A 12,770-nucleotide genomic window follows, 5' to 3' on the forward strand; every position below is an offset into this window, starting at 1 on the left:
ACGCCACCCGCCAACCCATCCCATGGACCGCATTACCGCCGCCGAAGTCTTCGTCGCCATTGCCGAACGCGGCAGCATGACGGCCGCCGCCGAGGCGCTGGACATGTCGCGCGCCATGGTCACCCGTTATCTCGCGCAGATGGAAACCTGGGCCGAGCAACGCCTGCTGCACCGCTCCACGCGCAGCCTGAGCCTGACACCCGCCGGGGAGCAAGCGCTGTTGCGCTGCCGCCAGATGCTGGAGATCGCCGCCCAGATGGCGCGGCCCGAGCATGAGCGCGCGGGCATGCCGCGCGGCATGCTGCGCATCAGTTGCGCGCAATCCCTGGCCGAGTCCGTGCTAGCCGCGGCCGTGACGGCCTACCTGAAACGCTATCCGGAAACCGCCGTCGACCTGCATATCGCCAGCCAGGCGGTCAACCTGGTGGAGACGCGCATCGACCTGGCGATCCGCATCACCAACGACCTCGACCCCAACCTGATCGCACGCCCGCTGGCAAGTTGCGCCTCGGTGATCTGCGCCGCGCCTGCCTACATCGCCGCCCATGGCATGCCACGCCAGGCGCAGGACCTCGCCATGCACAACTGCCTCACCTACTCGTACTTCGGCAAAAGCCTGTGGCAACTGGAACGCGCGGGGGAAACGCTGGCGGTGCCGGTGCAGGGCAACCTCAGCGCCAATGAATCGACCGTGCTGCTGGCCGCCGCGGTGGCTGGCGCCGGCATTGCCATGCAGCCGCTCTACTCTGCCGCGCCGCTGCTGCACAGCGGGCAACTGGTGGCCCTGCTGCCCGGGTGGCAACCGCAGGCGCTTGGCATCCACGGCGTCTACGCATCGCGCCGGCAAATGCCGGCAATCCTGCGCACCATGCTGGACTTCCTTGCGGAGCGCTTTGCCGCGGACCCCGGATGGCAAGGCGCAGGAACCGCAGCCAGGCTTCCGGGCTAGGCGGGGCGGAGCGCCCCGCCCGCCGCATCACAGCCCCTTCAAAAGCCCCTTCAAAGGCCCCTTCGCTCAGGGCAACACGGGATTCGCCTGCGCGTTCGCCACGCGCCGGTCGGCATCCGCCTGCAGCAGGAAGCGCCTGGCCACCAGCCCGGCGGCCACGCTCTGTACCTTGGCCACATAGCCGGCCTGGTCGGTGTAGAGCGACTCCAGCGAGGGCCGCGTATCGCCAGCCGCAATGCGCGCGGCCTCGGTCTTGTGGAAGGGAATGTAGCTGCCGCTCAGGTTGACCAGATCCACGATGCCCGGCGTGGCCACATAGTTGAACTCCAGGCTGGTGCCCACTGGCGCGTCCACGTCGACGCCGTGGATGCCGGCCTTGGTCAGCCCGGTCTGCGCGTCCACCTGCGGCACCATGATGGCGTAGTCCCGTCCCATGTACGACGGTGGCAGCAAGGTCGGGATGCCGGACTCATCCTGCGGGCGATAGGTCGGGCCGTAGTCGAGCAGCGGGAAGCCGTTATAGCGCGCCAGGTACTGCAGCGCGGGAATCGCAGCATTGCTGCCCGCGCCGGCCCAGGTAATGCCCTTGGTCACGGGGAAGGTCAGCTGATCGGGCCGCACCAGCGTGCCATCGGCGATGGCCGGAACCTGGCTGGCCGGCGGCGCGACATCACGAGCCACCCAGTCTTCCAGCGCGACGAACAGCGCGCGGAAGGTATCGGCAAAATCGACCATGGAACCTGCCGGGTACACCGTCGACGCTGGCGCGTAGCTGATCAGCGGCGACTTGCCGCCGTGCTGCGTGCTGGCGTAGTAGTAGATGCGCGCATTGTCAGGCTGCTTCAGGTCGGCAAAGCCGTAGGGATCGGTCAGCACCGGCGAGCCCTGCAATTGCCAGAACTCCGTGCCCGACAGGCCGAGGAAGAACTTCGGGCAAGTCTGCGTAGCGGTGCAGCGCTGCATGACGCCGCCGCTGCGGCCCGCCAGCGTGTCCTGGTAGTCGGCAGCCAGCCCGCGCGGCGCGGTCTGCCCGAAGGCGCGATGGTCGGTGCGCAGGCCACCGCCGCCACCCGGCACGGCGAAGCGCGTGTTGATATTGGTCTGGCGCGCGGCCACATGCGCGTAGATGCCGTCGAACACCTTGCTGCCATCCAGCGCCTGGTTAAAGCCAAGATGCAGGAAGGTCTTCATCGCGTTGCCCGATTGCGAAGTGCCCTGCCCGATGGCAAAGCGCACCGCGCCCGCCACCGGATTGGGCGTGCCCGCCGAATCCGCGGCCTGGTGCCGGAAAAACGTGATGGTGTCGCGCAGCGCCGCCAGGCCCACACCCATCACCTTCGGGTCTTTCGCCACGTAGGTGATCTCGTAGAGATAGCCCGGCACGAAGCCGCCCTTGAGGCAGATGTTGGCGGCGTCGGACTTGCCCGGGAAGGGGTTGCCTGCGTTATCGCAGGTGGCGAACTTCCAGTCCGTGGCGGGAATCGCCACGCGCGGGTCGGTTTCGTTTACGCGCCGCGTCAGCGTGTAGCCCGGCAAGGTGTTGTCGAGGCTGGCTGGCGCATAGGGAATCATCGTGCTGTTGAACACGCCGCCCGGCAGGCTCATCGACGGGCTGGCAGCGCTCGGGATCAGCTCCGCCGCATACGGGCCGGTAATGCTGGTGCCGTCCTTGTTCTTTGCCACCGGCACCGCCAGCGTGAGCCTTGCCGCCGAGCTCTTCGGCACATCGCCCTGCCAGGCCGAGTACAGCAGCACGTAGCCGCGTTCGAAGTAGAGCGAATCCCCGGGCACCGCGGTGGGGTTCGGCATGGTCAGGATATTGCCGCGATTGGGCGCGTCGTAACGCAGCACGCCACCCGCCTTGCTCATGTCCTTGGGCTTGAGCATGACGAATTCCGTGGTGTACTCCACAAGCCCGCGGCCATTCACCGGGGCCAGCGCCAGGTCCTGGATGACGGCGTTATGCGCATCGGCGGGATCGACCTCGCCCTTGAGCGTGCCCGTGAGTTTTTCGTAGGCGCCTACGTTGCCATAGGTGCCAGGCATGTCTTCCCGCGCGGTGATGGTCAGCGTCATGCCCGGGGTGGCCGCCGCGGTGGACGTGACGGCGGTGCCCGTGTTTGCGCTCTCATCGTTGCCGCCGCAGGCGAGCAACGGCAAAGCTAGCGCCAGCGCCGCCGTGCGGCGCGCCAAGGTGATCTCCATACTTGCTCCTCTCTTGTCGTACGCCCTGCTAAGGGGGGCGTTGGCGCAAAGTGTAGGGAGCGTGGCAATATAAGGTAAATGGATAGTTTCGATGGATTATGCGGATAAACCGCTGAATCGCTTTTTGGGGCGCGTAGGCATTGCGGGAAGAACGCGCTTGGCGCTGCTACCAAAAGCTCGGCCATGGCAACGTGTCCAGCCAGCTTGTCACCCGGCCCGCCGCATAAAGACCCAGGCCGAATATCCCGTGCGTGACGAGGCTATGGAAGCGCGCGGCGGCGGGACGCGGCGTGCGGCTTGCTGCGACGCCGGCGCCCATGGCTGGCTGCATCAAAAAGAAGGGAGCCGCCACGCTGCCAATGCCAACGATCAGCGCGGGGCCGAGCCTCGGATGACGGACCCAGCCGTGGCCCCAGAAAGCGAGCAGCACGGCCGCAAATGCGATGCCGATCAGATAATGGGCGACCCAGCCAATCAGGCGTTCGCCCCGTACGCGCGGCGAAGCGGCAATGGGATCGTGGCGAAAGCGCCCTCGCGCCAGATGGGCGAGCCAGCGGCCTACCAGGGCGTAGTTCAGTGGAGGAATGCCGAGCAGCCACTGTCGAGCCGCGGCCCAGATGTCCATCACCACGGTCGCGCCCGTCCCGATCAGGAAAGCGCACATCGGGTAGCCCACTGCGTCAGACATGGGTGGTCCCCTTCAGCGCGCCTGACGCAAACGGCGCTCGGGCGCTGACCATCCAGCAGGCCGCAGTGAAGCGAACTTCAGCGCCGTGCACATAGGGATCGAAGGCGGTGCGGGCCGTTTCGATGACCTGCATGCGCGTGCGCTCGTCCGCCTCTTGCAGGATCAGGCCAACGGGGCCGAGTTGGGACAGGTAGCCGACCAGTTCGTTCTCGGGGAAGGTGCATTCCACGTTGAGCGGCCGGATGTCGATCTCGGCCCAGCCGCTCTCCTCCAGCATGGAAGAGACCCAATGCCCTTCCGCGAAGGAGAACTGTCCCGGCGCACCTGGCCGGCGGGCGGGCATGCTCGGCAACAGCGGCGCAGCGGCGCGCTCGGCCGTCGTCATGAACGGATTTTCCGCGGCGCTGCGCCACGCGATAAAGCAGAGATCTGCGCCGTCCCGTGCGGCGTGGCGCAGGTTCTTGAAGGCCAGGACCGGGTTGTCGAAAAACATGACGCCGAAGCGCGAGATGATCAAATCGAAGCTTGCGGGCTCGAAGTCATGTTTCTGCACGTCGGCGCGGATGAAGCGTGCGGTGATGTCTTCGCGTTCGGCGCGCACCCGCGCAGCGGCGATCATCGGATCCGAAATGTCGGCGCCGGTGCAATGGCCCTTCGCGCCGAGCCGCCGCGCTACGGCGAGCGTGGTGCTGCCCGTACCGCAGCCCACATCCAGCACCCGGTGCCCGGCGCCGCCACAGACCGCTTTGACGAGCAGGTCTTCGAAGGGCTTGAACATCTGGTCGAGCAGCGCCTGCGCCTCGACCCAGGCGCGCCCGGAGCGGCCCCTCCAGAGCGCCGCCTGCTCGCTTTCGGCCTGTTGTGTGACGTCCATGATCGTTTTCCTTTGCTGCCCCAGGGAGCGGAAGCTAGACTGTGCCAGTTCAAGTCGACTTGAGGTCAAGAGGGTGAAAAGCCTAGACATAGCCGAAGTGGCGCAGCAGTCCGGCGTTCCCGCATCGACGCTGCGGTTCTATGAGGAAAAGGGGCTGATTGCCTCCACTGGCAGGCGCGGGCTGCGCCGCCTGTTCGATGCCGGCGTGCTGGAACGGCTGGCGCTGATCGCGCTGGGGCGCGCCGCCGGCTTCTCGCTCGACGAAATTGCCCTCATGTTCGCGCCGCAGGGGCAGCCGCGCATCGACCGGCAGATGCTCGCGGCCAAGGCGGATGAGCTGGACAGGACGATCAAGAAGCTCAGCGCCATGCGCGACGGCCTGCGCCACGCCGCCGCCTGCCCGGCGCCTAGCCACATGGAATGCCCAACCTTCCGCCGCATCGTGCAGGCCGCCGCGTCCGGCGCCCTTGGAGCGCCGCCGAAGAAGGCGCCGCGATCGCCGCGGAGTTAGCGCGGAGTACGCACCATCGGGGTGGTCATGCCCACGCTGTGATAGGCTCGCGTGCCGAGCATATCGCCTCAAAGTCGGATTCCGGCCCATGCCCCATGTCTCCTCCGATCCGACCGAATGCGCCAAGAGTTGCACCGCGAGCATCTAGGCTTGACCGCGCCGGCCCTCACCAAAGCTTGCGCAGCGCCTTCAGCCCCGCCGCGATGCCCGCCTCGTCGATCGCGCCGAAGCCAAACAGCAAGCCCGCACGGTCCTGCGGGCCAAGGTAGTACTCCTGCGTGGTCCAGACCCCGATGCCCTGCTTCCTCGCGCGCTCCGCCAGCGGCTCGATATCGGCATGGCCAACGCATAGCGCGGCCAGATGCAGCCCGGCGGCGCAGGGCACCGGATCGAGCCGGCCGCTGAAATCCGCGCGCAGCGTATCCAGCAGCAGCTGGCGGCGCACGCCATAGAGCCGGCGCATCTTGCGCACGTGGCGTGCCAGGTGCCGTTCGGCGATGAAGGCGGCGAGCGTGTCCTGCGCAGCGGCAGCGCAATGCCAGTCGCTGCACTGCTTGGCCAGCGTGAGCGCCTGCCGGGCCCACCGCGGGGCCACCACGAAGCCCAGCCGCAGCGTGGGAAACAGGCTCTTGGAGAAGGTCCCGACGTAGCACACGGATTCGGCGCGGTCGAGGGTCTGCAGGGCGTCGAGCGGGCGCTCTCCGTGGCGAAACTCGCCATCGTAATCGTCTTCGACGATGACCGCGCCGTGCGCCTGCGCGAACGCAAGCAAGGCCGCGCGCCGCGCCGCCGACATGGCATGGCCGAGGGGAAACTGGTGCGATGGCGTGACGTAGATCACCCGCGTATCGGCAGGCAGCCGGTCCACCACCAGCCCGTGCGCGTCCACCGGCACCGGCACGATCCTGGCGCCGGCGGCGGCAAAGGCAGCGCGGGCCGGCGGGTAGCCCGGGTCCTCCACCGCCACCACGGTGCGCCCGGGCGTCACCAGCACGCGGGCCAGCAGGTCGAAGGCCTGCTGCGCGCCCGCCGTGACCACCACGTCGCCAGCCTGGCAGGCGACCGCGCGCGCAAACGAGACGTGGCTGGCAATGGCCTCGCGCAACGCGGGCTGCCCCTGCGGGTCGGCATAGGCCACCGGCGCACGCGTCATCGCCCGCATTGCGCGCGCCGTCAGGCGCCCCCACAGATCTGCCCGGAATCCCGACAGGCTGGGCACGCCTACGCGAAAATCAAAGCGCGGCACCAGCGGCGAAGCTTCCCGAGGCGGCAAGGGCGGCGCGCGCCAGAACGCGGCCAGCCGGCGCTCAGCCTCGGGCGCGCCGGGCTGCGGGGCTGACTCACGCGTGGGCGCCAAGAGCCCCGCCACATAGGTGCCGCCACGATCGCGCGCCACCACATAGCCCTCGCTCAGCAGCAGGTCGTAGGCGGCCACGACGGTGTTGCGCGACACCCCACAGGCCTGGGCCAGCGCGCGCGTAGCAGGCAGGCGCAAACCAGGGCGCAGGCGCCCGTCCAGGATCGCCCCCTTGAGCTGGCCGTGCAGGCTGCGCAGCAAATGGCGCGAGCCGGGTGCCGGCAAGCGGATCGGGAAGGCGAATTCTGGATCCATAAACTTCCTTTTTCCTGGTTCTTTTCAGGTACCAGTTTGCCGTCTTATCCTGGCCCTGTCATCCCCATGAGGTGCCTGGAAATGAAACGCTCCGATCTTTCGATGTTGCTGTCGCTGGCCGCCCTGTGGGGCGCCTCCTACCTGTTTATCCGTCTGGGTGCGGGTGAGTTCGGCGCCGTGCCGCTGGCAGGCGCGCGCGCCGGTGGCGCGGCCCTGCTGCTGCTCCCGCTGCTGGCCTGGCGCGGCGGGCTGGCCGGCCTGCGCCGCCGCTGGTGGGCGATCGCCGTGGTAGGGATCACGAATTCCGCGCTGCCCTTCGTGCTGTTCAGCTTTGCCGCGCTGACGATTCCGGCCGGGCTCTCCGCCATGTTCACCGCGGCCACGCCGCTGTTTACCGCGCTGATCGGCTGGCTGTGGTTGCGTGAAAGCCTGGGGGCGCCACGCGTAGCCGGGCTGGCCCTGGGCTTCGCCGGGGTGCTGTGGCTGGTGTGGGATAAGGCCGGGCTGCACCACGGCGCCGCGGGCAAGGCCGCCGGCCTGGCTGCGCTGGCCTGCCTGGCCGCTACCCTGCTCTATGGCTTCTCCGCCAACTTTACCCGCAAGTACCTGGCGGAGGTGCCGCCGCTGACGGTGGCAGCGGGCAGCCAGCTCGCATCGGCTCTGCTGCTGTGCGCGCCTGCGGCCTGGCTGTGGCCGGCCACGCAGCCAAGCGCGCACGCGTGGCTGGCGCTGGGCGCGTTGACCGCCGCCTGCACCGCGCTGGCTTATGTGCTCTTCTTTCGCCTGATCGCCAAGGCAGGGCCAGCGCGGGCAATGACCGCGCTATTCCTGATCCCGGCCTTCGGTGTCTTGTGGGGTGCGCTGTTCCTGGGAGAGCGCATCACCCCTTCGATGCTGCTGGGCTGCGCCGTGATCCTGGCCGGCACCGCCCTGACAACGGGCATTGTGCGCGGATGGAACAAGCGCCTGGCAAGCTAGCAAGGCGCAGGGATGCGGCCTGGATTTACGGGGCTTGTAAAAAGCTTCGGCGCGCCACAGTGGGCGCGCCGTTTCGCATGCAGCGTGGGGACGCTGCGATATGCCTTCTTTACCACGGATGCTGTGGATCCCAGGGAACCCTCAGGCCGGGAGTGCCTGTGCCACCACGGTGGCCATGGAGCCGCTGGCAACGCAAACCAGCGCCCAGCCTGCCAACATCCGGAAACTCTGCCAACGGTTCATGATGTGCTCCAGGTATCCGCGCGTCGTTACGGTGACGCCGCGGGGTGATACATGCAATCCGGCGCCTCGGCCATCGAGACCTTTGAGGCACCGGTTTTCACTCAGGCCCTTGCGCCGTCGGTGTACACGTCCCGTGCGCCGCTGCGGGCACCGTCGAAGTACGGGTTGCGCTTGTCGTTGCGGGCGCCGTCGGTGTACGGGTCGAACTTGCGGCTGGGTTCAGACGACACGCCGCTGCGATCCAGGCCCGCGACGGTACGGAAACCATCCGTGTACGGGTCGGTCTTGCCAACGCGGGCGCCATCGGTGAACGGATCGGCCTTGCCGGCGCGTGCGCCTTCGGTGAAGGTATCGAACTTGCCGCTGCGGGCGCCGTCGCTGTAGACGTCGCGGGTGCGGTATTCATAGCCGTACTTGTCGGCGGTAACGGTTGCGGCGGCCTGGGCATGGCCAGCAGCGAATGCTGCGGCGAGGGTGGCGGCGGTGAGCAGGGACTTGGCAAAAAGCTTGGTGTTCATGATGTTCTCCAATCGAAGCATGGGTCCGGGGGTCTGCTTTGGCCGCGGGGACCGGGTTTTAGCTGGTTCGTCGTTTTTTCGCCCTCTTACCTATCACTAGGTAGAGAGGCGGAGCAAAAAAAATGACTTTCGTCTTTGTTCCTCATTTGCTGCATTGGAAACCGGCTGGCTGGGCCTTGTCTGCTTGGCGTTACCTTGCTGCGGGATCCATGGAACACATCTTATCTACCTGTAAGTAGATAGTCAAGGGTTTTTACTAGGTTGTACCTACGATATCCACCAATGGCATAAGCAGCACAAACCAAAGAAGGGGTTCATGAGTCGCTATTTGGCGCTATAGCCCTTTGATGCCCCGCGTGTACTACGCTTTTGGGGTGCGCGGACAACGAGGGATTGCCGCATCGCGGCATCGCGAGCAAACTCTCCGGGCCATGCCCGGGCATCCCCGCGCACGCATCAGCAGCACTCGACTCATCCGCACCGGCGCCCGCGCGGTGCCACCGGGAGGCCTTACAGCCATGAGCGCAGACACCGCTATCGGAAGCCTGGAACCCCCTGGCCCGCAAGCCATTGTTGCGGCGGGCCTGGCCATCGAGCAGGAGGCAGCCACCGCGGCGTTCTCCCCGATGGAGTCGCGCCGCCACCAGATGTGGCCCCTGCTTACCGCCGCCGAGATCGTGCGGCTCCAGCATTTCGGCACACTGCGGCAGTGGCGCGCCAATGAATACCTGTTTCGCACCGGCGACCCTGCCCACGGCATGGTGGTGGTATTGCGGGGCCGCGTGCGCGTCTTGCAGCGCGACGCGCGCGACCGTGCGTCGGTGGTCGGCGAGCACGGGCCGGGCAACTTCCTTGCCGAGGTGGGGCAGCTATCGGGCAAGCCCGCGCTAGTCGACGGCCTGGCGCTGGAGGACATCGAGGCCATCTCGATTCCACCCGATCGGCTGCGCGCGCTGATGGTCGCGGAAGCCGATCTGGGCGAGCGGATCATGCGTGCGCTGATCCTGCGCCGCGTTGGCCTGATCGAGCGCGGCAATGGCCCGACGCTGCTGGGCCGCGGCAGCGACGCGCGCCTGCTGCATCTGCAGGCGTTCCTGCGGCGCAACGGCTATCCCCACACCGTGGTCGACGCGGATACCGATCCCGATGCGTGCGCCCTGCTCGATTTCACCGCCGCCGCGCCCGGCGACTTTCCGCTGGTGATCTGCCCCGGCGGCGCGGTGCTGCGATGTCCGGACGCGGGCCAGCTTGCCACCTGCCTGGGCCTGCTGCCCGAATTCGACCCGGACTATATCTACGATGTGATCGTGGTGGGTGCCGGTCCGGCGGGTCTCGCCACCGCGGTGTATGCCGCTTCCGAAGGCCTGTGTGTTGCGGTGTTCGACAGCCTTGCGCCAGGTGGCCAGGCCGGCGCCAGCTCGCGCATCGAGAACTACCTGGGCTTCCCCACGGGTATTTCCGGGCAAGCATTGGCCGGCCGGGCCTTTGTGCAAGCCCAAAAGTTCGGCGCGCACCTTGCCATCCCCTTGCAGGTGAGCGCGCTGCATTGCGGCGAGCATCCGCAGCGCATCGAGCTGAGCGATGGCCGCAAGATTGGGGCCCGGACCGTGGTCATTGCCAGCGGTGCGGCTTATCGCCACCCCGCCATCGCGGAACTCGATCGCTACGAAGGACGCGGCGTCTACTACTGGGCCTCCCCGGTGGAAGCCCGCCTGTGCAACGGCGAAGAAGTCGTGCTGGTGGGTGGCGGCAATTCCGCAGGGCAGGCCGCCGTGTTCCTGGCCGCGCACGCCAAGCGCGTGCACATTCTCATCCGGGCATCAGGGCTTGAGGCCAGCATGTCGCGCTACCTGATCGAGCGCATCGCGGCCCAGCCCAATATCGAACTGCATACCGGCACGGAGATCGTCGCCCTGGGCGGGGAAGAACGCCTGGCCACCATCGGCTATCGCTCGCGCGACAGCGATCGCGTGACCGAGGTGCCGGTCCGGCATCTGTTCCTGTTTACTGGCGCCGACCCCAATACGGGATGGCTCGCCAGCTGCAATGTGCGCGTGGACGCGAAGGGATTCGTGCTGACCGGCACAGACACGGCGCATGAAGGCACCATGCCGGCATCCACGCTGGAGACCAGTGTGCCAGGCATTTTTGCAATCGGGGACGTGCGCTCGGGTTCCACCAAGCGGGTTGCGGCGGCCGTGGGCGAAGGCGCGGCGGTGGTCGCTCAGATCCACGGCTACCTGGAAAAAATGAAACAGCCGGAGCCGGGAACGCTTGCCATGTAAGCGCTGCCGGGCACCTTGCAAACACCGGACGATGAATTTACTCCTGCCGTTGCACGCCGGCAATCGACCGTGTGGACGGCGCGCGACAGGGCCTGAAATGCGCTTTTATTTACTATATTGGTTGCATGGCAGGAGCTTCAATTCGAAGCCGTCGATAGCGGGAGGTTGCCATGCGTTCGCTTGCAGACATGTTTAGTCCGCCCACCCCGGAGAAAATCGCAGCAAGGGAATTGCAGCAAATGCGGCTTACCTTATTCCAAGCCGAGCGTCGTCTGCTGGAGGCACAGATGCAGGTCGACTACTACCGCGACCTGGTCGCCTTCCTGGAGGAGGTGACCGCCTCTGGCGTCGAGAGCGTGGTGGACAAGCGGCGCGCACCCGTTGCCGCGGAGCATGCGCAAGCGCCCCGCTCCGCGCCCGGCCTCATCACGGTGCCTACCGTACCTTCAGCAGCCTGACGGTTTGCCGTCAGGCCATGCCGCGCGGCTTGAAGCCGCCGCGGCCATCCGCTCGCATGACACGCGGCGCTTGCTGAAGCGTTCCCGATTGCCCAGCCGCCGGCACCGCGCCGGCGCTGTGCGATACTTGCCGCCTCACGCGGCCACCCCCATGCCATCCGCACAGACACATTGCCCCGCACCGGGCAGTGGCGCCCAGCGCGCTCGCCGTGCCGGCAAGGGGGCCCGATCAGGATCCGGGAACAAGGAACATCGAAATGAGCGCACTGCTGCCAGCCATTGAAATCGAAACCGCGCCGTCACCCACGTGGTCGGTCATCTGGATGCACGGGCTCGGCGCCGACGGCAGCGATTTCGTGCCCGTGGTGCCGGAGCTGGGCCTGGCGTCCGCGCCCGGCGTGCGTTTCGTGTTTCCCAATGCGCCGGCCATCCCGGTTACCTGCAACGGCGGCTACGTCATGCCGGCCTGGTACGACATCCAGTCGCTCGATGACGCCCGCCGCCATGCGGACGAGGCCGGCATCCGGGTCTCCCGCGATGCCATCCGCGCCCTGATCGCGCGCGAGAACCAGCGCGGTGTGCCCAGCCACCGCGTGGTGCTGGCGGGGTTCTCGCAAGGCGGGGCCGTGGCCTATACCACAGCCCTGACGCATCCCGAAGCGCTGGGCGGCATCATTGCCCTTTCCACCTATATCCCCGCGCCGGCAATGCTTGCCGCCGAGTTCAGCGAAGCCAACCGCGCCACGCCGATCTTTGCCGGACACGGCAGCGAGGACGATGTGGTGGCCGTGCAGCTCGGCCTGCTGGCGCGCGAGACCGTGGAAAAACTCGGTTGCAAGGTGGAATGGCACACCTACCGCATGTCTCACTCGGTCTGCATGGAAGAGATCAAGGCGATCGGCGCCTGGCTGAATGCGCGCTTCGCGGCGGCCGGGAAATCCTGACCCGCACGCACGCCACCCCGGCACCGGATAGCGTGGTAGGCTCGCGCCCCACCGCACGATTTGCAAGTCATGATGAAAACCTCTCCCCCCGACGCTTCTGCTTCTGCTTCTGCTTCCGCTTCCGCCCCCACGCCAGCGCCCGCGCTCAAGCTCGACTTCAATACCCGCAAGGCCTTGCTGTTTGCGCTCGCCGCCGAGCGCTTGTCGGCATTCTACGAACACCGCCAATGGATGACCGATGCCCAGGGCGCCACCCTGGCGAGCCTGTGGCTGTCGCGCTCCAAGCTGCAACTGGCGCTGGCCGAGCGGCGCTTGCTGTCGCAACTGAGCGATCAGTTCGCGCGCCAGCTCGCCGGCACGCTCTCGCGCGAGGCCGGGCTGTACACCGCCCACGAAATGATGGAAGCGCTGGACCCCAATTACCAGTCGGCCTTTGCGCACGACCTGCTCGATGAGTGCGAGCGGCTGCTGCATGAGAACGGCGTGACTGAGTGATGACAGGGCA

At 67.1% G+C, this 12,770-nt stretch carries 12 protein-coding genes; 7 read left to right on the top strand and 5 right to left on the bottom strand.

Annotated elements, in window-relative coordinates; all coding sequences use genetic code 11:
- Positions 1-22: 22 nt before the first annotated feature.
- Positions 23-949, top strand: a complete 927-nt coding sequence (locus AC1Q7Q_RS04500; protein ID WP_492372003.1) for a LysR family transcriptional regulator — start codon at positions 23-25, stop codon at positions 947-949.
- Positions 950-1,015: 66 nt separating this feature from the next.
- On the opposite strand, the gene AC1Q7Q_RS04505 is transcribed toward AC1Q7Q_RS04500, so the two are convergent.
- The 3 genes from AC1Q7Q_RS04505 to AC1Q7Q_RS04515 form a co-directional block, all read right to left on the bottom strand.
- Positions 1,016-3,154, bottom strand: a complete 2,139-nt coding sequence (locus AC1Q7Q_RS04505; RefSeq protein WP_492372004.1) for an alpha/beta hydrolase domain-containing protein — start codon at positions 3,152-3,154, stop codon at positions 1,016-1,018.
- 166 nt (positions 3,155-3,320) lie between these two features.
- Positions 3,321-3,842, bottom strand: a complete 522-nt coding sequence (locus AC1Q7Q_RS04510) for a DUF2938 domain-containing protein (protein WP_492372005.1) — start codon at positions 3,840-3,842, stop codon at positions 3,321-3,323.
- Positions 3,835-4,716 (bottom strand): class I SAM-dependent methyltransferase, encoded by an 882-nt coding sequence (locus AC1Q7Q_RS04515; protein ID WP_492372006.1) that lies wholly within the window; start codon positions 4,714-4,716, stop codon positions 3,835-3,837. The genes AC1Q7Q_RS04510 and AC1Q7Q_RS04515 overlap by 8 nt, the downstream gene beginning before the upstream one ends.
- 73 nt (positions 4,717-4,789) lie before the next feature.
- Between AC1Q7Q_RS04515 and AC1Q7Q_RS04520 the strand changes: the two genes are divergently transcribed.
- Positions 4,790-5,227, top strand: a complete 438-nt coding sequence (locus tag AC1Q7Q_RS04520; RefSeq protein ID WP_492372007.1) for a helix-turn-helix domain-containing protein — start codon at positions 4,790-4,792, stop codon at positions 5,225-5,227.
- A gap of 166 nt (positions 5,228-5,393) precedes the next feature.
- On the opposite strand, the gene pdxR is transcribed toward AC1Q7Q_RS04520, so the two are convergent.
- Entirely contained in the window at positions 5,394-6,839 is a 1,446-nt protein-coding gene (pdxR, locus tag AC1Q7Q_RS04525; RefSeq protein WP_492372008.1) for a MocR-like pyridoxine biosynthesis transcription factor PdxR, read from the bottom strand.
- Between the two features lie 81 nt (positions 6,840-6,920).
- On the opposite strand from pdxR, the gene AC1Q7Q_RS04530 reads away from it, so the two are divergent.
- A complete protein-coding gene (locus AC1Q7Q_RS04530) occupies positions 6,921-7,817 on the top strand; it encodes a DMT family transporter (RefSeq protein WP_492372009.1) in 897 nt (298 codons plus the stop codon).
- Between the two features lie 344 nt (positions 7,818-8,161).
- Here AC1Q7Q_RS04530 and AC1Q7Q_RS04535 read toward each other — a convergent pair whose 3' ends face one another.
- Complete coding sequence (locus tag AC1Q7Q_RS04535; protein ID WP_416052389.1) at positions 8,162-8,578, bottom strand: hypothetical protein; 417 nt, start codon at positions 8,576-8,578, stop codon at positions 8,162-8,164.
- A gap of 518 nt (positions 8,579-9,096) precedes the next feature.
- Here AC1Q7Q_RS04535 and AC1Q7Q_RS04540 point away from each other — a divergent pair.
- From AC1Q7Q_RS04540 to AC1Q7Q_RS04555, 4 genes are all read left to right on the top strand, one after another.
- Entirely contained in the window at positions 9,097-10,863 is a 1,767-nt protein-coding gene (locus AC1Q7Q_RS04540; protein WP_492372010.1) for an FAD-dependent oxidoreductase, read from the top strand.
- A 170-nt stretch (positions 10,864-11,033) separates the two neighbouring features.
- Complete coding sequence (locus AC1Q7Q_RS04545) at positions 11,034-11,321, top strand: hypothetical protein (RefSeq protein ID WP_253929278.1); 288 nt, start codon at positions 11,034-11,036, stop codon at positions 11,319-11,321.
- Between the two features lie 257 nt (positions 11,322-11,578).
- Positions 11,579-12,265: an alpha/beta hydrolase gene (locus AC1Q7Q_RS04550; protein WP_150989309.1), complete on the top strand. Its 687-nt coding sequence runs from the start codon at positions 11,579-11,581 to the stop codon at positions 12,263-12,265.
- A gap of 72 nt (positions 12,266-12,337) precedes the next feature.
- Positions 12,338-12,760: a hypothetical protein gene (locus AC1Q7Q_RS04555; RefSeq protein WP_492372075.1), complete on the top strand. Its 423-nt coding sequence runs from the start codon at positions 12,338-12,340 to the stop codon at positions 12,758-12,760.
- Positions 12,761-12,770 lie beyond the last annotated feature (10 nt).

Source organism: Cupriavidus sp. GW823-FHT07A04 (assembly GCF_058794615.1).

What these genes read in the sequence shown, in the direction of transcription:
- AC1Q7Q_RS04500 (WP_492372003.1), top strand. Translation starts at nt 23, where the DNA reads ATGGACCGCATTACCGCCGCCGAAGTCTTCGTCGCCATTGCCGAACGC.
- AC1Q7Q_RS04505 (WP_492372004.1), bottom strand. Translation starts at nt 3,154, where the DNA reads ATGGAGATCACCTTGGCGCGCCGCACGGCGGCGCTGGCGCTAGCTTTG.
- AC1Q7Q_RS04510 (WP_492372005.1), bottom strand. Translation starts at nt 3,842, where the DNA reads ATGTCTGACGCAGTGGGCTACCCGATGTGCGCTTTCCTGATCGGGACG.
- AC1Q7Q_RS04515 (WP_492372006.1), bottom strand. Translation starts at nt 4,716, where the DNA reads ATGGACGTCACACAACAGGCCGAAAGCGAGCAGGCGGCGCTCTGGAGG.
- pdxR (WP_492372008.1), bottom strand. Translation starts at nt 6,839, where the DNA reads ATGGATCCAGAATTCGCCTTCCCGATCCGCTTGCCGGCACCCGGCTCG.
- AC1Q7Q_RS04530 (WP_492372009.1), top strand. Translation starts at nt 6,921, where the DNA reads ATGAAACGCTCCGATCTTTCGATGTTGCTGTCGCTGGCCGCCCTGTGG.
- AC1Q7Q_RS04535 (WP_416052389.1), bottom strand. Translation starts at nt 8,578, where the DNA reads ATGAACACCAAGCTTTTTGCCAAGTCCCTGCTCACCGCCGCCACCCTC.
- AC1Q7Q_RS04540 (WP_492372010.1), top strand. Translation starts at nt 9,097, where the DNA reads ATGAGCGCAGACACCGCTATCGGAAGCCTGGAACCCCCTGGCCCGCAA.
- AC1Q7Q_RS04545 (WP_253929278.1), top strand. Translation starts at nt 11,034, where the DNA reads ATGCGTTCGCTTGCAGACATGTTTAGTCCGCCCACCCCGGAGAAAATC.
- AC1Q7Q_RS04550 (WP_150989309.1), top strand. Translation starts at nt 11,579, where the DNA reads ATGAGCGCACTGCTGCCAGCCATTGAAATCGAAACCGCGCCGTCACCC.
- AC1Q7Q_RS04555 (WP_492372075.1), top strand. Translation starts at nt 12,338, where the DNA reads ATGAAAACCTCTCCCCCCGACGCTTCTGCTTCTGCTTCTGCTTCCGCT.